General features: G+C 72.2%; 16 protein-coding genes and 1 tRNA gene. 11 read left to right on the top strand and 6 right to left on the bottom strand.

Going from position 1 to position 19,190, the window contains the following annotated elements; translation table 11 throughout:
- Positions 1 to 5: 5 nt before the first annotated feature.
- From AC3AQ1_RS16020 to AC3AQ1_RS16000, 5 genes are all read left to right on the top strand, one after another.
- The gene (locus tag AC3AQ1_RS16020) at positions 6 to 740 is read left to right on the top strand and encodes an efflux RND transporter periplasmic adaptor subunit (RefSeq protein WP_108719801.1); all 735 of its coding nucleotides are present in this window, start codon (positions 6 to 8) and stop codon (positions 738 to 740) included.
- Positions 737 to 2,854: a glycosyl hydrolase gene (locus tag AC3AQ1_RS16015; protein ID WP_139985623.1), complete on the top strand. Its 2,118-nt coding sequence runs from the start codon at positions 737 to 739 to the stop codon at positions 2,852 to 2,854. Before AC3AQ1_RS16020 ends, AC3AQ1_RS16015 begins: the two co-directional genes overlap by 4 nt.
- A 237-nt stretch (positions 2,855 to 3,091) precedes the next feature.
- Positions 3,092 to 3,176: transfer RNA gene (locus AC3AQ1_RS16010), tRNA-Leu, on the top strand.
- A 232-nt stretch (positions 3,177 to 3,408) separates the two neighbouring features.
- On the top strand, positions 3,409 to 5,865 hold the full coding sequence (locus tag AC3AQ1_RS16005) for a GmrSD restriction endonuclease domain-containing protein (RefSeq protein ID WP_199916489.1): 2,457 nt from the start codon (positions 3,409 to 3,411) through the stop codon (positions 5,863 to 5,865).
- A gap of 246 nt (positions 5,866 to 6,111) precedes the next feature.
- Complete coding sequence (locus AC3AQ1_RS16000; protein WP_108719798.1) at positions 6,112 to 7,488, top strand: IS1380 family transposase; 1,377 nt, start codon at positions 6,112 to 6,114, stop codon at positions 7,486 to 7,488.
- A gap of 141 nt (positions 7,489 to 7,629) precedes the next feature.
- Here the strand turns inward: AC3AQ1_RS16000 and AC3AQ1_RS15995 are convergent, their stop codons facing one another.
- The 5 genes from AC3AQ1_RS15995 to AC3AQ1_RS15975 all read right to left on the bottom strand — a co-directional run bounded on the left by AC3AQ1_RS15995 (position 7,630) and on the right by AC3AQ1_RS15975 (position 11,533).
- Entirely contained in the window at positions 7,630 to 8,454 is an 825-nt protein-coding gene (locus AC3AQ1_RS15995) for a hypothetical protein (protein WP_108719797.1), read from the bottom strand.
- A gap of 188 nt (positions 8,455 to 8,642) precedes the next feature.
- Positions 8,643 to 9,413, bottom strand: coding sequence for an SCO1664 family protein (locus tag AC3AQ1_RS15990; protein ID WP_108719796.1), 771 nt, complete (start codon positions 9,411 to 9,413; stop codon positions 8,643 to 8,645).
- A complete protein-coding gene (locus AC3AQ1_RS15985) occupies positions 9,410 to 9,994 on the bottom strand; it encodes a DUF3090 domain-containing protein (protein ID WP_108719795.1) in 585 nt (194 codons plus the stop codon). The genes AC3AQ1_RS15990 and AC3AQ1_RS15985 overlap by 4 nt, the downstream gene beginning before the upstream one ends.
- A gap of 22 nt (positions 9,995 to 10,016) precedes the next feature.
- Entirely contained in the window at positions 10,017 to 10,721 is a 705-nt protein-coding gene (locus tag AC3AQ1_RS15980; protein ID WP_108719794.1) for a histidine phosphatase family protein, read from the bottom strand.
- A 26-nt stretch (positions 10,722 to 10,747) separates the two neighbouring features.
- The gene (locus tag AC3AQ1_RS15975; RefSeq protein ID WP_108719793.1) at positions 10,748 to 11,533 is read right to left on the bottom strand and encodes a dienelactone hydrolase family protein; all 786 of its coding nucleotides are present in this window, start codon (positions 11,531 to 11,533) and stop codon (positions 10,748 to 10,750) included.
- Positions 11,534 to 11,681: 148 nt separating this feature from the next.
- On the opposite strand from AC3AQ1_RS15975, the gene AC3AQ1_RS15970 reads away from it, so the two are divergent.
- From AC3AQ1_RS15970 to AC3AQ1_RS15950, 5 genes are all read left to right on the top strand, one after another.
- Positions 11,682 to 12,440 carry a vitamin K epoxide reductase family protein gene (locus AC3AQ1_RS15970; RefSeq protein WP_234417583.1) on the top strand — a complete coding sequence of 253 codons (759 nt, stop codon included), beginning with the start codon at positions 11,682 to 11,684 and terminating at the stop codon, positions 12,438 to 12,440.
- Positions 12,441 to 12,510: 70 nt separating this feature from the next.
- Positions 12,511 to 13,716 (top strand): AAA family ATPase, encoded by a 1,206-nt coding sequence (locus tag AC3AQ1_RS15965; RefSeq protein ID WP_108719792.1) that lies wholly within the window; start codon positions 12,511 to 12,513, stop codon positions 13,714 to 13,716.
- A 31-nt stretch (positions 13,717 to 13,747) separates the two neighbouring features.
- Positions 13,748 to 14,365 (top strand): tRNA (cytidine(34)-2'-O)-methyltransferase, encoded by a 618-nt coding sequence (locus AC3AQ1_RS15960; RefSeq protein WP_234417581.1) that lies wholly within the window; start codon positions 13,748 to 13,750, stop codon positions 14,363 to 14,365.
- Entirely contained in the window at positions 14,362 to 15,351 is a 990-nt protein-coding gene (locus AC3AQ1_RS15955; RefSeq protein WP_159096600.1) for an aminoglycoside phosphotransferase family protein, read from the top strand. Before AC3AQ1_RS15960 ends, AC3AQ1_RS15955 begins: the two co-directional genes overlap by 4 nt.
- A gap of 335 nt (positions 15,352 to 15,686) precedes the next feature.
- Positions 15,687 to 16,805, top strand: coding sequence for an AI-2E family transporter (locus tag AC3AQ1_RS15950; protein WP_234417580.1), 1,119 nt, complete (start codon positions 15,687 to 15,689; stop codon positions 16,803 to 16,805).
- On the opposite strand, the gene AC3AQ1_RS15945 is transcribed toward AC3AQ1_RS15950, so the two are convergent.
- The gene (locus AC3AQ1_RS15945; protein ID WP_246071863.1) at positions 16,802 to 17,458 is read right to left on the bottom strand and encodes a TetR/AcrR family transcriptional regulator; all 657 of its coding nucleotides are present in this window, start codon (positions 17,456 to 17,458) and stop codon (positions 16,802 to 16,804) included. The genes AC3AQ1_RS15950 and AC3AQ1_RS15945 overlap by 4 nt on opposite strands.
- Before the next feature lie 236 nt (positions 17,459 to 17,694).
- Here AC3AQ1_RS15945 and AC3AQ1_RS15940 point away from each other — a divergent pair, with 236 nt between their 5' ends.
- Positions 17,695 to 19,164, top strand: coding sequence for an MFS transporter (locus AC3AQ1_RS15940; protein ID WP_108719789.1), 1,470 nt, complete (start codon positions 17,695 to 17,697; stop codon positions 19,162 to 19,164).
- The last annotated feature ends 26 nt before the right edge of the window (positions 19,165 to 19,190 follow it).

Genomic DNA, 19,190 nt, shown 5'->3' with positions numbered 1-19,190 from the left:
TCGCCATGTCCCTTCGATCTATCCTCTCGCTCACCGTCGGGCTGCTGCTCGTGCTCGCGGTGACCGCCGGCGGCACACTGCTGCTGGACCGTCGCCTCGCCCAGGCAACCAGTGAGACAGCGTCCGTCGCGGCCGGCACGCTCGACGTCGGCACCGACTTCTCCGGAACGGTGAGCGACACGCTCGTCGCGACCGGCGACGAGGTCACCGTCGGTGAGCCGCTGTTCACCGTTCAGGCTCCCCAGCTGCAGAAGGCGCTCCGCGAGGGCTCCTCGATCAGCATGAGCACCGAGGCCTACCAGGTCGCCGACGACGGCACGGTCACGTACCTGTCGCCGGGCAACGGCGTCGTCACTGCCCTGACCGCCACGGACGGCACGTTCGTGGCGACCGGGACGACGATGGCGACCATCGCCGTCGACGACTCGCTGTACGTGTCCGCGACGTTCGACCTCACGCCGCGCGAGTACGCCCGGATCGAGCAGGGCGCCGCGGTCGAGATCGCGCTGCCGAACGCGACCACCGTGGCCGGCGCCGTCGAGTCGGTCACCGTGCAGACGATCGAGGGCCGCGCCCTCGCCACCGTGACGGTCGCCTCGCCCGAGCTGGCCGCGGAGTCGATCTCAGGCTTCTACTCCCCCGGCACCCCCGTCGTCGCACGGATGGCGTTGGAGGACACCGGGCCGCTGGCGGTGCTCGCGGATGCGATCACCAACTTCGGGAAGAAGATCGGCCTATGAGGCGCGCACGCGTGATCGCGCTGACCGCCGGCTGCTCGCTCGCCCTCGCGGCGTGCACGACGTCGGCCGCGGAGCCCGGCACCGACGCCGCGTCGAACGCCGGCGCAGCGGGGTCGTCGGACGCCGGCTCGGCGCTGGCGGCCGGAGACCTGGGCGTGCTCGCTCCGGCGAGTCAGGACGAGGCGCTCGAGGCACTTCCGGCGGTGTCGCTCGCCGAGCTGCCCACGCCGCGCCTCGCCGACGGCGTGACGCCGCCGACCAACCGGTGGTACTCGAGCCTGGCGTTCGGCGAGGTGGGGCTGCCCGTCTTCCCCCTCCCGATGTCCGTCAAGGCGACCGAGGCGGGGTTCGCCGTCGGGCTTCCCGAGGTGACGGCGACCGAGACGACCATCGCGGGCGCGCACGTCGACCGCGTGGCGGTCGACCTCGGCGCCACCTCGTACGTGGTCTCGGCCGCGGACCCGGTCTCGGTGACGCTGGACTACCTCGACGGCGCCGGGACCGTGCTCGCGCACGTCCACCTGGCCGCGGGCTCGCCGTACGTGTCGGTGACGGCCGCGTCCGACCTCGACCTCACCCTCGCCTCGGCGGACGGCACGGCGTGGACCGAGCAGGACGCCGGCGACGCCGACGGAACGCTCGCGACCACGACGTCGGGCACGGGCACCTACGCGGTGCTCGCGCCCCAGGCGCCGTCGGCCGACGGCGCGCTGTCGCTGGCTGCCGGGGCCTCAGCCGTGCTCTGGGCGCTCCCGCCCGACGGCGAGCCCGCCGACCTCGCGCCGTACGCCGCGGTCGTCACGGGCGTCGACGTCGGGGGCAGCGTCTCCGACTCCGGCGCGACCACGACGCTCACGTACCGCACCGAGGGGGACGCGACGACCGCCGTCGTGCGTCTTCCCCACCAGGGCGGCTGCACGGACGGCGACCCCGTCGGCACCTACGAGGGGATCTACGGGCCGATGCCCGTGTGCGTCGGCTCGGCGCCGTCGTGGCAGGTGCCGACGGTCGACGTCGCGACGGGTCTGGACGTGTCCGGGCTGACCGGCGACGAGCGCGCGGAGCTGGCCACCCAGGTGGCGGCCGACCTCGACGCCACAGACGTCGCGGCGCTGGCCGCCGACACGTACTTCGGCGGGAAGGCGCTCTACCGCCTGGCGCAGCTCGCGGAGCTCGCCCAGGGCCTCGGTGACGACGAGCTCGCCACGCGTGCGCTCGGGATGCTCAAGGACGGGATGGAGCCGTGGACGCAGGTCGACGGCTGCACGGAACGCTCGGAGCGCTGCTTCGGCTACGACGCGACGTGGAAGGGCGTGGTGGGACAGGCGACGGCGTTCGGCTCGGAGGAGTTCAACGACCACCACTTCCACTACGGGTACTTCCTCTACGCCGCGGGCGTGCTCGGCTCGCTCGACCCGAGCACCGTGTCCTCGATGCAGCCCGTGATGGACGCGCTCGCCGCGGACATCGCGGCGACCACGGGCTCGGACCGGGTGCCCGCGCTGCGGGTGTTCGACCCGTACCAGGGCCACTCGTGGGCCTCGGGCATCTCGCCCTTCGCCGACGGCAACAACCAGGAGTCCTCCTCCGAGGCCGTCACGGCCTGGGCGGGCCTGGAGCTGTGGGGCGAGGCCAGCGGGAACGCGACGCTGGCGGACCGCGGGGCGTGGCTCGTGGCCAACGAGGCCGCCTCGGCGCTCGCCTACTGGGTGGACCCGAACACCGCGGACATCCCGGGCGCCGAGACCTTCTCGCACGAGGTGGTCGCCATGAACTGGGGCGGCAAGCGGGACTACGCCACGTGGTTCTCGCCCGAGCCGGCCGCGATGGCGGCGATCCAGCTGATCCCGCTCTCGCCGTCGGCGGGGTACCTCGGGACGTCGGACCCGGAGCACATCCGGGCGGTCGTGGCGGAGGCGTTCGGGGGTTCGGTGGACCTGCCGAGCTCACCGCCGCAGTTCAGCGACTACCTGCTTGCCTACCGCGGGCTCGCAGGAGCCGACGACGCGGCGACGGCGCTCGAGCAGGCGCGCACGCTGCCGGAGGACTCGATCGACGACGGGTTCTCGCGCTCCTACCTGCTGGCGTGGCTCATGGTGCTGGCGGCGCAGTAGTCCTCTGCAGCGAGCGCGCCGAGGTGATCGCGAGGGGCGGGTGTCCGGCGGGGCGCCCGCCCCTCGTGCGTCGGGGCGGCGTCGAGCGGTCAGCCGCGCCGAGCTGTGCCGCGCCCGTCCGCTGGTGCCCGACCCCGCGAGCTCGCCCGGGCCGCCGCCGATTTCAAGTCACGGCTTCCCGCGTGCTAGGGTCTTACCCGCTGCCTGGGGCCCGACGGGGCCCAGGAAGCACCACTCGTCCGGGTGGCGGAATTGGCAGACGCGCTAGCTTGAGGTGCTAGTGCCCGTATAGGGCGTGGGGGTTCAAGTCCCCCCTCGGACACGGTGAAAGGCCCGGAACCGCAACGGTTCCGGGCCTTCGTCGTACTACCCGGGCCGGCGTGGGTGCACCCGCCTCGCCCGCAGCAGCCCGACCGCCGCGTCTCCCGGCGGCCCCTGCGGTTCCGGCCTGTCCAGCCGTTCGCGTGCGCTCTCTCGGCCGCCACACCGTGGCGCGGCACGTGCGACGCAAGCGCGTTCTCCACCCGTCGGACAGGCGCGGCAGGATGGCGCACGTGGAGACCAATGTCCGGACCCCGATGCAGATCTTCAGCCTTCCGCAGCAGCTGGTGGTCCCGCTCTTCCAGAGGCCGTACGTGTGGGAGCAGGAGGAGCAGTGGGCACCCCTGTGGAGCGACATCCGTCGTCTCACCGATCTGCGGCTCCGCGACCCGTACTCCACGGCCACGCACTTCCTCGGGGCAGTCGTCGTCCAGGCCCACGAGGGCCAGCTCGGCACCATGCAGTCCAGCAACATCATCGACGGACAGCAGCGGCTCACCACCCTCCAGGTCGTCATGGACGCCACAGCGGCTGTCCTGGAGTCGGTCGGCCTCGACTCCCTCGCCGGGCAGCTCCAGAGCCTGACCCACAACCAGGCCACCTTCGTGCCGGCGGGCGAGTCCAGCCTGAAGATCCGTCACACCAACCGTGACCACGCCGTGTTCGACGAGGTGATGGACGCCGACCCGCCCGTCGACCACTCGGCCCTGAAGCACGCCACCTCCAGGATCACTCGAGCGCACGAGTACTTCACCGACGAGATCACGACGTGGCTGGGCGAGACCGACGAGGCAGACCGCGCCGTGCGGGCGAACGCCCTCGTCGCTGTCCTCACCAGCGGGCTTCAGCTGGTCGCGATCAACCTGACCGCGGCGGAGAACTCCCAGGAGATCTTCGAGACCCTCAATGCGCGGGGCACTCCGCTCACGGCCGCGGACCTGATCAAGAACTTCGTCTTTCAGCGGCTGGCCCTTGAACGCGCCGACACCCACCGCGCCTACGCGGAGCACTGGCCGTTCGACACCAAGTTCTGGGAGACCGAGGTCAGCGTCGGGCGTTACCGGGTCAGCCGCGGCTCCCTGTTCCTCAACCAGTGGCTCGTGTCCCGCCTGGGTGAGGAGATCGGCCCGCAGCAGACTTTCACCCGGTTCAAGGCGTACGTCGAGCACGACGCCGTCCAGACGATGACCGACCTGCTGCCGACCATCAAGGAGCAGGCCGATCTTTACCAGGCCTGGACCGTCGCCGCGGATGAGAAGGACCGGCAGCTGTCCGTGGTGGAGATGTCCGTCTACCGGATGAGGGCGAGCGACCTGGAGCTGCTGAAGCCCCTCCTGATCTGGCTCCACGCGCCCGGGCGGCAGCTGCCGCAAGCCGTGGTCGATGGTGTCGTTGCTGCGGCCGAGAGCTGGATCATGCGTCGCATGTTCCTTCGCCTGACGACGTCGGATCTCGGTCGCGTCGTCGCCGAGCTGATCCGGGTGCACGGCGACGCCCCGGCAGTTGAGTTGGTGGAACGGGTCCGCGGCCACCTGTCCCGGATCAACGTCACCAGCAGCTACTGGCCTGGTGACGAGGAGATCCGAGCGGCGTTCGCCGAGGAGGCCGTCTACCGCCGGTTCAAGGTGGCGCGCCTGCGCCTGTTCCTCGAGGCGGTCGAGAACGAGTACCGCCGTGGCACCAACCAGCCGCAGGTGTCACGCCGCGGATACCCCATCGAGCACGTCCTCCCGCAGAGCTGGCAGGAGAACTGGCCCGTCAACGGACTCGACGCCGAGCTCGACCGCGCGGCCCACGTCCACCGACTGGGCAACCTGACACTGCTGACCACCTCGCTGAACTCGAAGGTGTCGAACTCGGCGTGGAGCCACAAGCGTGAAGCCCTGCGCGACCACGACACGCTGCTGCTGAACAGTCGGCTGCTGAGCCAGTCAGCCGACCAGGAGTGGACGGAAGGCCTGATCGATGCCCGCTCGACGCAGCTGATCGAGACCCTGCTGGCCGTGTGGCCCGTCCCCGAGGGTCACACCGGGGAGGTGGTCGACCCCCGCGACAAGACTCAGGAGTGGGTCGAGGTGAAGCACCTCGTCGCAGCGGGGCTGCTCGAGCCCGGTACCCGCCTCACGCCGCGTCAAGGAAGCTGGGCGTCTCGAGATGCTGTGGTCGGTGCAGACGGGCTGCTGGACGTCGACGGCAAGCTCTTCGGCTCACCCTCCGCGGCAGGCCACCACGTGAAAGGCAGCGTGACGAACGGCTGGACCTTCTGGCGCATGCCCGACGGCCGCCGGTTGATCGACGTCCGAGCCGTGTTCCAGGGCGAGAAGCCCTCGGAGATCCGCTGGGCCGCCGCGCTGCCGCGAGTCGAGTGGACCGAAGAAGACCTCGCGCAGTACGCCAGCGAGGCCCAACCGCTGACTCTGCGGCTGCTCGACCACGTCGCCCTCGAGCGACCCGACGAGCTGCTCACGGGCGCGGACTTCGCGGCCCTCGGACTCGCTCCCGAACAGTTCGCCGGGTTCACCGGCGCGATGGCACGCAAGGTCTACAACGACTACGAGCGGTCGAACCCGCCGATCGAGTTCGTGGACTCCGACGGACGCTGGCACTACCGAATGCCGCGAGACACCGCCGAGGCCTGGCGTTCGGTGCGCATGCTCGGGACCACCTCGCGAAGCTCGAGCACGGCCTGAACTCTCCTAGTCGCTCCTCGGCGACGTCAGTGGTCTGTGCCGCTTGCGGATCTCGGGACGGCGTGGATCCCGGTCTTGAGCGGCACCGAACGCGCACCGTGCGCGCCGCACCGATGGCGCCGAGTCTCGCCTCAGCCCGGATCCGCCGGTGTGGTTGGCGGGTCGTGAGACGCGAATGCCCTTCTGACCTGGAACGATAGGACTTGTCGACGGTCCTGTTCGTGCCTGGAGAAGGGCATCCGGTAAGTGAGAGTCTGCCACGTGAAGTCCGCGGTCTTCGATGATCCGAACCTGGTGTCGGCCGCTGGTTTGGTGCCGGTGATGGCGCTGGCCGATCGGGCCGGTCTCGGCGCGCTGGTCGCCGAGCACGTGCGGGTGCCGGGGTCGGCCGGCGCGAACGGCCCGGGCAAGGTCGCTGCCGTGGTCGCGGGGATGGTTGCCGGTGCGGACAGCTTCGAGGACTTGGCCGTGCTGCGCCACGGCGGGATGGGCCGGCTGCTGGCCGCGGCGCCCGCGCCGACAACGCTGGGAACGCACCTTCGGGCCTACACCTTCGGTCACGTGCGTCAGCTCGACGCGGTCGCCTCCCGCCTGCTGGCTGCGCTCGCCGCGAGGACCCCGGTGCTGGCCGGGGTCGGTCAGGTCGCCTGGATCGACGTGGACGACACGATCAAGGCGATGCACGGCTACCAGCAGCAGGGAGTGGCCTACGGGTACTCGGGGGTCAAAGGGCTCAACGCCCAGCTCGCGGTGCTGTCCACCCCGATGGACGCGCCGCTGATCGCGGGTGTCCGGTTGCGCAAGGGCAACGTCGCCTCCGCGCACGGGGCACCCAAACTCATCGGCGACGCGGTCGCCACCGCCCGCCGCTGCGGCGCCGTCGGGCTGCTCACCGTCCGGGCGGACTCCGCGTACTACCAACGTGCGGTGGTGGCCGCGGCCCGCGCGGCAGGCGCCCGGTTCTCGATCACCGCCCGGGTCAACCCCCAGATCACCAAGGCCATCGCGAGCATCGCCGAGCACGCGTGGACGGCGATCAGGTACCCGAACGCGGTCTTCGACGAACAGGCCGGTGGGTGGGTCTGCGACGCGAGCATCGCCGAGGTCGCGTTCACCGCGTTCACCTCTCGGCCCGCCGCCGAGCACGTCACCGCCCGACTCATCGTGCGCCGCGTCAAACGCCTCAACCCGAGAACGAGCGCCGGGCAGGGCGAGCTGTTCCAGACCTACCGCTACCACGCGATCTTCACCGACTCACCCGAACCGATGCTGGACGCCGAGGCCCACCACCGCGACCACGCCATCGTCGAGCAGGTCATCGCCGACCTGAAGGCCGGGCCGCTGGCCCACCTGCCCTCGGGGACGTTCACCGCGAACGCCGCCTGGACCACCCTGGCCACCATCGCGTTCAACCTCACCCGCGCCACGGCAGCGATCGCCGGCACCACCATGGCCAGGGCAACGACAGCGACCATCCGCCGCCGCCTGATCCACATCGCAGCCCGCGTGGCCAGCACCGCCCGCCGCCTCCACCTGCACCTACCCGCGGCCTGGCCCTGGGCGCCCGCGTTCACCACCGTGTTCGAGGCGACCTGCCGACCACCACGAGCAGCCTCACCCTGACCACCCCGACCGAAACGGCCCCGAGGAACGACCCGCAGTGGAAACGCCGGGCACACCGGCGAACCCCACACGCCCCACACTCCCGACGACGATCAAGCCCCGATCAACGACCCCCACGAAACGACACCGGCGGATCCGGGCTCAGCCGAACGGCCAGCGGCGTCGCTTCTTCTCGGGCTCCGCGGGCGCCGCGGCCTGCGCGGGCTCCGCGCGCGGCGCGGGTGCGGCGGCAGGCACCAGCTCGAGAACCGGCAAGCCGGAGGTGAGGCTCACGCCGTCGACGGCCTCGTGGTGGACGCCACCGACGTCGAGCACGTCCCCGACGGCGAGCAGTCGGTCAGCGCGGAGGCAGTCGGCGAGCGCGAGGCGCAGGTGCCGGTACAGCAGCGCCGGCTCGCCCGACCGCCGAATCTGCACCTCGGGACTGCCCAGCCCGTGCAGCCCCGCGCTGAAGGCGAGCGAGGTGCCCGCGGCCTGGTCGAGCCACATCGCGTGCACGCCGGCGAGCACGAGCGCGGGGTCCCGCTCCATCTCTCCGATGAACAGGACGTCGGTGGTGACGGTCCGCTGCTGCGGCAGCCACACCACCTTCGCCCCCAGGTTGTCCACGAGGTACGCCAGCACGTTGGCCCACGTGACCATCGGCCCGAAGAACCCGGACGTCGGTGGTGCGATCTCGAGGGTCACGGCGCCCCGATGGGCGGCGACGTGCGGATCGAGATGCTCGCGCATCGGACTGACCGAGAGGTCGGCGAGGAGCCGGTCGTTGGTCACGGCGCCACCGAACGCGCCGATCCGCAGGTCCGCCCCGTTGACCGTCAGCCCGAAGGCCGGGAGCAGAGGAGTGCCGGCCAGCGGGTCCCCCATGCCGGGCTGGATCGCCGAGAGCACGACTCCCATGTCGGCAGGCGGCTCCGCGAGAAGAACGATCGCCTGGATCGCCGAGCTGGGCCGGGAGTCGGTCATCGGTCCTCCACGGTCGACGAGCCGGGCTTGACTGCCTACGGTACGAGCCGGCCCGCTCGACCGACAGTGCGAACGCCCACCGAAGCCTCGACCCCACCCTCCCGACCCACCGAGACGGCGCATCCCGCGTCGTGGCTCCGCTGCCGACGGCGTCATCGTCGACGGCCCGCTCGACGGCAGACCCGCTCTCACACCGGCGGCCACGGGATGGCCGGCATGTCACCCTCGGGCGCCGGGAACCGCCGCTCGCGCACCAGCCGCTCGCAGCGCGCGGCGAACGCCTCGACCTCCTCGGGCTCGAGCAGCTGCGCCAGCCGCGCGCCGAGCGCGCCGTCGAGGTCGGCGAGAAGCCGCCGCACGCCATCGACCTCCTCGTCGTGCAGCGACTCCCCGACCCAGCCCCACAGGATCGTGCGCAGGCGTGGCTCGACGTTGAACGTGAGCCCGTGGTCGACGCCGAACCGGTGCCCGTCGGCCTGCTCGAGCACGTGCGCGCCCTTGCGGTCGGCGTTGTTCGTCACGACGTCGAGCACCGCCATCCGCCGCAGCGGCGCCGAGTCCTCGTGCAGCAGAGAGACCTCGCGGTCCTCCTCGTCGAGCCCGTCCAGCACGTGGCGCCAGCCCGGCTCGAGCGGCGCGCCAGAGGGAACGACGCGGACGGCCGGCGTCACCACGCCGTCGGGCTCGCACCATCGCTGCAGCATCCCCGGCCCGTACGGACCCTCGCCCAGCCACGTGGGCGGCACGACGTTCCAGCCGAGGGCCTCGGAGACCTCGTACGTGGCGACCTCGCGCAGCGCGAGGGTCGCGTCGGGGAAGTCCCACAGTCGCCGCTCCCCCGCCGTGGGCTTGTAGACGACGTCGACGCCGTCCAGCCGGGCCAGGAACGTCGCGTTCGACGCCGAGACGATCCGACCGACCAGCTCCACCTCACCGGTCGGCGGTCCGGCGTCACTCACTCGAGCTCGTCGGGGACCGGGCAGATGTGGCCAGCCGGGTCCATCGGCTCCTCGCAGATCGGGCACAGCGGCCTGCCCTGTGCGATCACCGACCGCGTGCGCGCGGCGAACGCCCGCGCCGCACCGACTGGGATGCGGACCACGAACATCTCCTCGACCGGCTCCTCGCCTGCGAGGCCCGCGAGTGCCGCGAGCTCACCCGCCTCGGCGAGCGTCGCCTCCTCCTCGTCCGTACGCAGCCGCATCGCCTGGACGACGATCTGGTGGGTCGAGGCGTCCCACGACAGGCGCATGTCGCCGACCCGGAACAGCTCCTCGACCGGTTCGGTGAGCGGGCCGTCGTCCGCGAGCCCGGCCGGCGCCTGGGCGGGGATGCCGTACGGGTTCCCGTCCGCCATGAGCTGGTCCAGGACGGCGTCGACGCCGTCGGCGAGCGCCGCCGACTGCTGCTTCTCCAGCGCCACGCTCACGACCCGCCTGCCCTCCTCGGCCTGCAGGTAGAAGGTGCGGGCGCCCGGTTCGCCGACGGTTCCGGTGACGAAGCGGTCCGGCCAGTCGAATCCGTGCACGAGAGCGGCCATGTGTCCATGCTAGGTCGTGCTGCTAGGTCGTGGCTCGGCCGGCCGGCCCCGCCCCGCCGCCGACCTGCGGCGCCTCGGGTGCGCCCGCGCCGAGCCAGGACAGGTCGCCGGCCAGCGTGTTGACGCCGAGCACGTGGGGCCGCGGGCCGCCGTAACGCACGATCGAGATCGAGGCCGGGGCGACGTCGAGCCGTTGGAAGACGTCGAGGTGCATCCCGAGCGCGTCGGCGAGCACCGCCTTGATCACGTCGCCGTGGCTCACCGCCACCCAGACGGCCTGCGGTCCGGCGGCGCTCACGACGCGCGCGTCGTGCGACCGGACGGCCGCGACGCCGCGCGCCTGCATCCGCGCCATCGACTCACCACCGGGGAACGCCGCCGCCGACGGCTGGTTCTGCACGACCTCCCAGAGCGGCTCCTTCGCGAGCTCCGCGAGCGCCCGGCCCTGCCACTGGCCGTAGTCGCACTCCGTGAGGTCGTCCTCCACGACCACCTCGCCCGCGCCGTCGGCCGGCTGCTGGGCGAGGATCGCCGTGGCGGTCTGTCGGCACCGTTCGAGCGGGCTGCTCACGACGTCGGCCAGCGGCAGCGCCGCGATCCGCCGGCCGGCGTCGCCGGCCTGCGTGCGCCCGGACTCGTCGAGCTCGACGCCCGGGGTGCGCCCGGCGAGCAGCCCGGAGGCGTTGGCGGTGGTCCGGCCGTGCCGGACGAGAAGGACGGTCGCCACGAGCGTTCCCTGACCCGGCGACGCGGTCAGGCGACCGGCAGGTGCGCGGCGAGGAACGCCTTCGTGCGCTCCCAGGCCAGCGCCGACGCGTCGGCGTGGTGGAAGGCCGGGTGGGGGTTGTCGAAGGCGTGGTTCGCGCCCGGGTAGGTGAACCACTCGAGGGGGTGCTCGCCGTCGAGCACCGCGCGCGTCGCCTCCTGCGCCTCGCCCGGGATGAAGGCGTCGACCTCGCCCCAGTGGTGCAGGCTCGGCACGGTGACGGCGCCGGCGCGCTCGGCGTCGGCCTCGGCCTGCGCCGGGATCGACGAGCCGTAGTACGACACGAGCACGGCCGGGTCTGCCGCGTCGGGGTCGGCGGCCCGCGCCGCGGCGACGGCGAACGCGACTCCCCCGCCGAAGCAGAACCCGATCAGCCCGACGGGCCCGGTGACCGCGGGGTGCGTGGGCAGCCAGGCGAGCGTGCGGTCGGTGTCGGCGACGGCGTGCTCGAGGCCGAGCCGTTCGGCGGCGGACATGCCGGCGCCGAGGACGTCCTGGATGTCGCCGTCCTCCGGTGTCGCCGCGAGCCCGATCCGCCAGTAGAGCTCGGGCACGGCCACGACGTAGCCGAGGGCCGCGAGGTCGGCGGCGCGCGCCTCGACGTAGCGGGAGACCCCGAAGATCTCCTGCACGAGCACCAGGCCCGGTCCCGTGCCCGACGACGGGAGGTACAGCCGGACGGGGAGCTCGCCGTCGGGCGTGGGGATCGAGGCGATGTCGTCGGCGGGCGCGCTCGCTGCGCCGGGGCTGCTCGGAGTGCTCGGAGTGCTCATGCGCGTGATCCTCGCACCTTGCGGCTGCTCGCAACTGCCGGGCACCTGGGCGGGTGCACCGGCCCAAGCCTCGCGACCGTCCACCGACGTCCCGTCAGGGACCGATGGACCCAGGGTTCTCCCAGCCTCCGTGAGGCATTCTTGGATCGTGACCTCCACCGCGCCGCCCGCTCAGCCCGACGACGCCCTCGGCTCCGAGGGGACGCTCGACCCGCACGAGGTCGCCGACGGTGACGACGACCTCGACGACGCGTACGACGACGAGCTCGACGACGACCTGACCGTGGCCGACGGCGCCGGACGCTTCGTCGGGTGGCGGCACTCCCACAGCTTCCTGTTCGCGCTCATGGGCCTCTCGGCGATCGCCTGCATCATCGCCTCGGCGGTCCTGTCGGTCGAGGCGTACCACCTCGCGCTGAACCCGGACGCGGTGCTGGGCTGCGACATCAACGCGGCGATCAGCTGCGGAACCGTCGCCCAGTCGTGGCAGGCGCAGTTCTTCGGGTTCCCGAACGCGTTCATCGGGCTGGCGACCGAGCCGGTGGTGCTGACCATCGCCGTCGCGGGCTTCTCCGGGGTGCGCTTCCCGCGCTGGTTCATGTTCGCGGCCCAGATCGGCTACACCCTCGGCCTGATCTTCGCGTACTGGCTCTTCTACCAGTCCTACGTCTACATCGGCGCGCTGTGCCCGTGGTGCCTGCTCATCACCGTGTTCACCACGGTCACGTTCTTCACGATGCTGCACATCAACGTGGTGGAGAAGAACCTGTTCCTCGGTGCACGCGCACAGGCGGCCGCGGACCGGCTCGTCCGGATCGGCCTGGACCTCGTGATCCCCACCGTGCTCATCGCGGGCATCATCATCGCGATCCTGCTCAAGTACGGGACCGTCATCTTCAGCTCGTGACGCGCGTCGGCTCCCCGTCCGCCGCCCGTCCCCATCCGTTCCCGCCCGTGCCCAGCGTGGAGGTGCCGCCGTGCTGACGACCGTCGCCGTCGCCGGCTACCGCTCCCTGCGTGACGTCGTGCTGCCGCTCGCGCCGCTCACGGTCGTCACGGGCGCGAACGGCGCGGGCAAGTCCAGCCTCTACCGTGCGCTGCGCCTGCTGGCGTCGGCCGCCGAGGGCGACCTCGTCCGCGACGTCGCCCGGTCCGGCGGCCTCGAGGCGCTGCGCTGGGCCGGGCCGGAGAACCCCCGCGGCGCCATGCGCCGCGGGGAGGTCCCCGTGCAGGGCACCGTGCGGTCCGGTCCCGTGCGCCTGCTGCTGGGTGTGGGCACCGACGAGCTGGGCTACGCCGTCGACCTCGGGCTCCCGACGCCGAGCGAGGCCGGGCGGTTCCCGCACGATCCCTCAGTGAAGGCCGAGGTGGTGTTTGCCGGCTCCTTCGCGCGGCCCGCGAGCGTGCTCGTGGAGCGCCGAGGGGCGCGCGTGCGGCAGCGCGGCGACGGCGGTTGGGAGCCCGTGCCGGACCCGGTCGCGGCGAGCGCGTCGATCCTCACCGAGCTCGCCGACGCGCGTACGAGCCCGGAGGTGGTCGGGGTGCGCCGGATGCTGGGGCGCTGGCGGTTCCACGACCAGCTGCGCGTGGACGACGGCGCACCCGCCCGCCGCCCGCAGGTCGCCGTGCGCTCGACGGTGCTCGCCGACGACGGCGCGAACCTCGCCGCGACGCTCGCCACCATCGAGGAGATCGGCCGCGCGGACGTGCTGGCGGCGGCCGTGGCCCGCGCGCTCGACGGGTCGAGCATCGAGGTGCGCGACGTGCGGCTCGGGCACGGCGACGTGCGTGTCGGGCACGAGGGCGCGGGCACCGGGCACCTCGAGCTGGTTCTGCGCCAGCCCGGCCTGCTGCGGCCCGTGCGGGCTCCGGAGCTGTCGGAGGGCACGCTGCGCTTCCTCATGCTCGCGGCCGCCCTGCTCTCGCCCCGACCCCCGGAGCTGCTCGTCCTCAACGAGCCCGAGGGCAGCCTGCACCCGACGCTGCTCGCGCCCCTGGCTGCCCTCATCGCCGACGCCGCTCAGGAGACACAGATCCTCGTCGTCACGCACGCCTCGGCGCTCTCGGACGCCCTCGCGCGACACGGCGCCGAAGGCGTCGAGCTCGTCAAGGAGGGCGGAGAGACCCGGGTCGCGGGCCTCGGGACGCTCGAGCAGCCGCCCTGGCGCTGGCCCGAGCGCTGACCGGCAATCGCCCGGTCCTACGATCGAACCGATGTCCCAGCCGCACGCCGCTCCCGAGCGCACCCGCCGTCCGATCGCGCACGTCGTCTTCTACGAGCCGTGCATCCCCAGCAACTCCGGCGCCGCGATCCGGCTCGCCGCACTGACCGGCGCGGTGCTGCACCTCGTCGAGCCGCTCGGGTTCGACATGTCCGAGGCGAAGCTGCGGCGCGCCGGGCTGGACTACCACGACCTCGCGCACGTCGAGCTGCACCCCGACCTCGACGACGCGCTCGCGGCGTGCGGGGTCGGGGTGGCCGACGGGGCCGACGGAGTGGCCGGCGGGGCCGACGCCGAGTCAGCGGTGGGCGGACGCGCGGGCACGGGCGGGGGCACGGGCACGGGCACAGGCGCCTCGACGCCGAGCGTGTGGGCCTTCACCGCGAACACGGACGTCACCCTGGCCGACGCCGACCTCGCGCTGGGCGACGTCCTGCTCTTCGGCCCCGAACCGACCGGACTGCCCGACCACGTGCTCGAGGACCCCCGGGTCACCGCGCGGGTCCGGATCCCGATGCGCCCGGGGCTGCGCTCGCTCAACCTCGCGAACGCCGCCACGGTCGCGCTGTACGAGCTGTGGCGGCGTGCGGACTACGTGGGGGGCGCGTGACCGGATCCCCCGGCCTGCCCGCGAGCCTCCCCGACGGCCTGGCGCGCCTGGTCGCGACGCCCGAGGGCGCAGCCTGGCTCGCGCGCGTTCCTCACCTCCTCGCCCGCGCCGTCGAGCGGTGGGACCTCGAGCTGGCCCCGCCGTTCTCGGCGGGCAGCGCAAGCTGGACCGCTCTGGCGCGCCCGCGTGGTGGCCGGACCTGGCGCTGGGTCCTCAAGATCACGTACCCGCACCCCGAGGCCGCCCGCGAGGCCGACGGCCTCATGCACTGGCACGGGCACGGTGCGCCCCGGCTCGTCGACGTCGAGCCCGACGACTGGGCGCTGCTCATGGAGGCGGTCATCCCGGGCACCCCGCTTGCGGCGTCGCTCTGGCCAACCGAGCAGGCGCTGCGCACCGGAGCCCGCACCCTCGCCGAGCTGCACGCCGTGCCGCTGCCGGAGCGGCACGCCTTCGAGGACCTCGGCGCCACGACCCGCGCGTGGGCGCAGCTCGTGGCGCAGAGAGCCGAGGCGATGCCGTGGGCCGGCGCCGACCGCGACCTCGTGGCGGACACGGTCACGCTGCTTGCCGAGCTGCCGGCGACGACGACTCGCCGTGCCCTGCTGCACGGCGACTTCAACCCGGGCAACGTGCTCGCCGCCGAGGACGAGCACCGCACGCGCTGGGTGGCGATCGACCCCAAACCGGTGGTGGGCGACCCGGCGTTCGACCCGTGGCCTCTGCTCGAGCAGGTCGGCGACCCGTTCGCGGCCCGCGACGTGCCGGCGGAGCTCGCCCGCCGCTGCTCCGCCGTCGCGCCCCTGCTCGAGGTCGAGGCGTGGCGCGTGGCGGCGTGGTCGTTCGCCCGGCGCGTGGAGTCCAACCTGTGGCTCGCGGCGACCACGCCCGCCGATCAGCGCGAGGAGCTCGAGCTCCCGCGGCAGTGGGCGGAGGCCCGGGCGTGGCGCTCGACCGTCGCGCTGCTCGACCCGTCGCGCGCGTAGCCGCACGGCTGAGCGCCTGGCCAGACCCCGCAGCAGTGCGCGGGCGTAGCTGGTCGCGGCGCGTTCGGAGCCGTTCCCCCGGACGGGGCGTAGGTTCAGACACCATGAGGCTCAACTCCGCAGGGGTCCGCCGGGCATTCGCCCGACAGGGAGTAACGCAGCACGACCGAGACGAGTCCGACGTCGTCGATGCGGCGGTGGACACGGCGTCGTCGGGTTCCGCGTCCAGCCGAGGAGCCGCGCGCAGCGGACAGCGATCGCGCTGGGTCACCGAGCAGGGCTCCCAGACCATGCGGCCCGGTCGCGCGTCGCGTCGGGGAGGCCACGACCAGGTGGTGTCCGCCGCCAGTCTCGGTGACGGGACGCCGCTGTGGCTCGTGAAGGCCGGTGGCTACTCGTGGCGTTTCCTCGTGGTGGTCGCGGCGGTCGCGATCACGGTCTTCGCCGTCCTTCAGGTCAAGCTCGTCCTCGTCGCGGTGTTCCTCGCCCTGGTGATCACGTCGGTGCTCGAACCGGCGGTCACGTTCCTCGCACGCTTCATGCCCCGGGCGCTCGCGACCGCCCTCTCGCTGGTGTTCTCGATCCTGTTCTTCCTCGGCCTGCTCACGTACGTCGTCTACTCCGTCTCGATGCAGGCCTCCTCGCTCGCGCGGCAGTTCAACAACGGCATCAACCAGATCGTCGACTGGCTGCAGAACGGTCCGCTGCCCTGGAAGATCACCAACGACGACATCACGGGGTGGATCTCGGACGGCCAGACGTGGCTGCTGCAGCACTCCGGCGACATCGCCAGCACGGTCTTCGCGAACGCCGGCGGGGTGTTCGAGGTCTTCACGGTGCTCGCGCTCGGCACCTTCACCACGATCTTCTTCCTCGCCGTCGGGCCGAAGATGTGGGTCTGGTTCATCAACCAGCTGCCGTCGCGCAACCGGATGACGATGCACAGCGCGGCAGGCGCGGGCTGGTACACGTTCGCCGGCTACGCCCGCGGGACGGTGATCATCGCCGTCATCGACGGGATCCTCGCCTATCTTCTGCTCACGATCGTGGGGGTGCCGCTCGCGGCCCCGCTCGCGGTGCTGGTCTTCATCGGGGCGTTCATCCCGCTGATCGGTGCACCCGCTGCGATGATCGTCGCCGCGGTCGTCGCACTCGCGGCCAACGGTTTCATCGCAGCGCTGATCGTGACGGTGGGCATCGCACTCATCGGCCAGATCGAGGGTCACCTCCTGCAGCCGCTCATCATGGGCAAGCAGGTGTCGCTGCACCCGGTGGTCGTCGCGCTCGGCGTGACGGCGGGCACGTTCCTCGGCGGTCTGCTCGGCGCGATCGTGGCGATCCCCGTGATCGCGGTGACGTGGACGGTGTTCAGCCAGCTGCGCACGGTCGACCCACCGATGGAGGAGCCGCTGCCCTCGGTGCGCAGCGTCGCCCGGCCAGCCGTCGACGACTAGCCTCCCTTCGCCTGACCCGCGCCGACCTGGAGACCGATGCCGGCGAGGAGGAGGTCCAGTCCCGCGGCGAACTGCTCGGTATCGTCGTGCGCGGCGAACTCGTCGGCGATCTGGCGGAGGAAGGGGAAGTCGTCCGCGTCGCTCGACCGCATCTCCGCGCGAAATTGGGACACGAAGTCCTCCAGGTCCACGCGACCGTCCCGCACCTCAGGCGGCGGGTCCTGACCGCGATCCGCTGCTACCCCGACGGCGTACCCCATGAGCGCAGAGACCGCATCGAAGCGCTGGCGCACCGTGAGGTCGAGCCGCATGAGCTGCCGTCCGACGCGGTCGTAGAAGACGAGGCCGTTGGGCTGCGTCCCGGCGTCGCGCATGAACCACGCGCCGAGCCAGGGTCGGCTCGCCGTCGCGCGGTAGAACGCCATCATGAGCGCGCGGGTCTCGGCGAGCGGATCCGTCCCACGGCCGACGTCGGCGGTGTCCTCGAGGATGTCGGCCAGCACGCTGTCCGCAGCGCGGCCGAGCAGCTCGTCCTTGCTGGAGACGTACCAGTAGATGCTGGCCACCCCACCGCCGAGCCGGCTCGCCAGGGTGCGGAACGTGAGCGCCGGCTCGCCCTCTTCGTCGAGGATGGCGACGGCCGCGCGCACCACGGAGTCGAGCGAGTGGCTCGTGCGGCGCCGGCCTCGTGACCGCGATGCCGCGGCGTTCGGGGCCGGTGCGGTCGCGGCCGGTGCGGTCGGGGCACCCACTCTCGCGGCACGCGCAGCGAGGGCTTTGGACGTCTGGTCCGTCACATCTCCACCGGTCACGGTTGCACTCTATCGAACGACGTTCTAGAGTCTCGAACAGCGTTCGATACTCGAACGCCGTTCGATAGGAGGACGTCATGACCAGCACCCTCAGCACCACGTCGTTCGTCCCGTCCCGGCAGCTGAGCTACTCGTCCCTCCGAGCGGCCTGGATGCCCCTGGCTGCCCTGTGCCTCGCGTTCTTCGTCGAGATGGTCGACAACACCCTGCTCACGATCGCGCTACCGACGATCGGCCGTGACCTCGGTGCCGGCACGACGGCGTTGCAGTGGGTCACCGGCGCCTACTCGCTCACCTTCGGCGGGCTCCTGCTCACGGCTGGGTCTGCTGCCGACCGGATCGGCCGCCGCACGGTCCTGCTCTGGGGTCTGGCGGCGTTCGGCGCCCTCAGCCTCCTCGTGCTCGCCGTGCACACGTCCGGTCAGCTCGTCGCGCTCCGTGCCGCGCTCGGCATCGCCGCCGCCGCGATGGCCCCGATCACCAACTCGCTCGTCTTCCGGCTCTTCGACTCCCAGGAGCTGCAGATGCGGGCGATGACCGTGATGATCGTGGTCGGCATGAGCGGCTTCGTGCTGGGTCCGCTGCTCGGTGGCACGGTTCTCGCTCATCTCAGCTGGCAGTGGCTGCTCCTCGCCAACGCACCGATCGCCCTGCTCGCCTGGATCGGGGTGCGCCGGGGCGTCGCTGCCGACGATCCGGCCGGGCTCACGAGCGACCGGCTGGACCTGGCGGGCTCGGCCCTGAGCATCGCCACGATCGGCCTCGTCTGCTACACGGCCACCAGCGGGGTCGAGCACGGCTGGGGATCGCCGATCACGTGGGCCCTCGGGGTGGGTGCAGTCCTCGCGCTGGGCGGGTTCGTCTGGCGTGAGCGCACCGCTGCCCAGCCGATGCTCGACCTCTCCGTCTTCCGCAGCGGGATCGTGCGTGGCGCGAGCATCGCCCAGATCGGCACCTCCGTCGCGATGGCCGGCGTGATGTTCGGCATGATCCTGCACTTCCAGTACGCGTTCGGCTGGAGCCCGATGCGGGCGGGTCTCGCGAACCTCCCGCTCATCGTCACGATGGTCGCCGCGACCCCGATCTCGGAGGCGCTCGCGCGCAGGTTCGGCCATCGGATCGCCTGCCTCGTCGGCTCGGTGCTGCTCGCGGGCTCGCTCGCGGGCTTCGCCTGGGGTGTCGAGCACGGGTACGTCGCCATCGCTGCGCTCATGGTCACGTTCACCATCGGGCTGCGCACGGTGATGACCATCTGCGCCGTCGCGCTCGTCGATGCGATGCCCGAGAACCGCACGTCGCTCGGCGCCGCACTCAACGACACCGCGCAGGAGGTCGGCACGAGCCTGGGCACGGCTGTGGTCGGCACGCTGATCGCGGTCCTCGTCACCACCGTCCTGCCCGACGGGGTGTGGAGCAGCGAGCTCGTGGCGTCCTTCTTCCATGGTGAGCGGATCGTGTACACCGTGCTCGCCGTGGTCGTGGGGATCATCGCGGTGGGCGGTTCGCTCAGCCTCAGCAGCTCACGGTCGGCGGAGGAGGCGCACTGAGCCATCCCGCGCACCCCGCCCGTGTG

The organism is Miniimonas sp. S16, from assembly GCF_057748195.1.
Note: the sequence above shows the minus strand (reverse complement) of the source record. Positions and strands in the feature narration are given on the sequence as shown.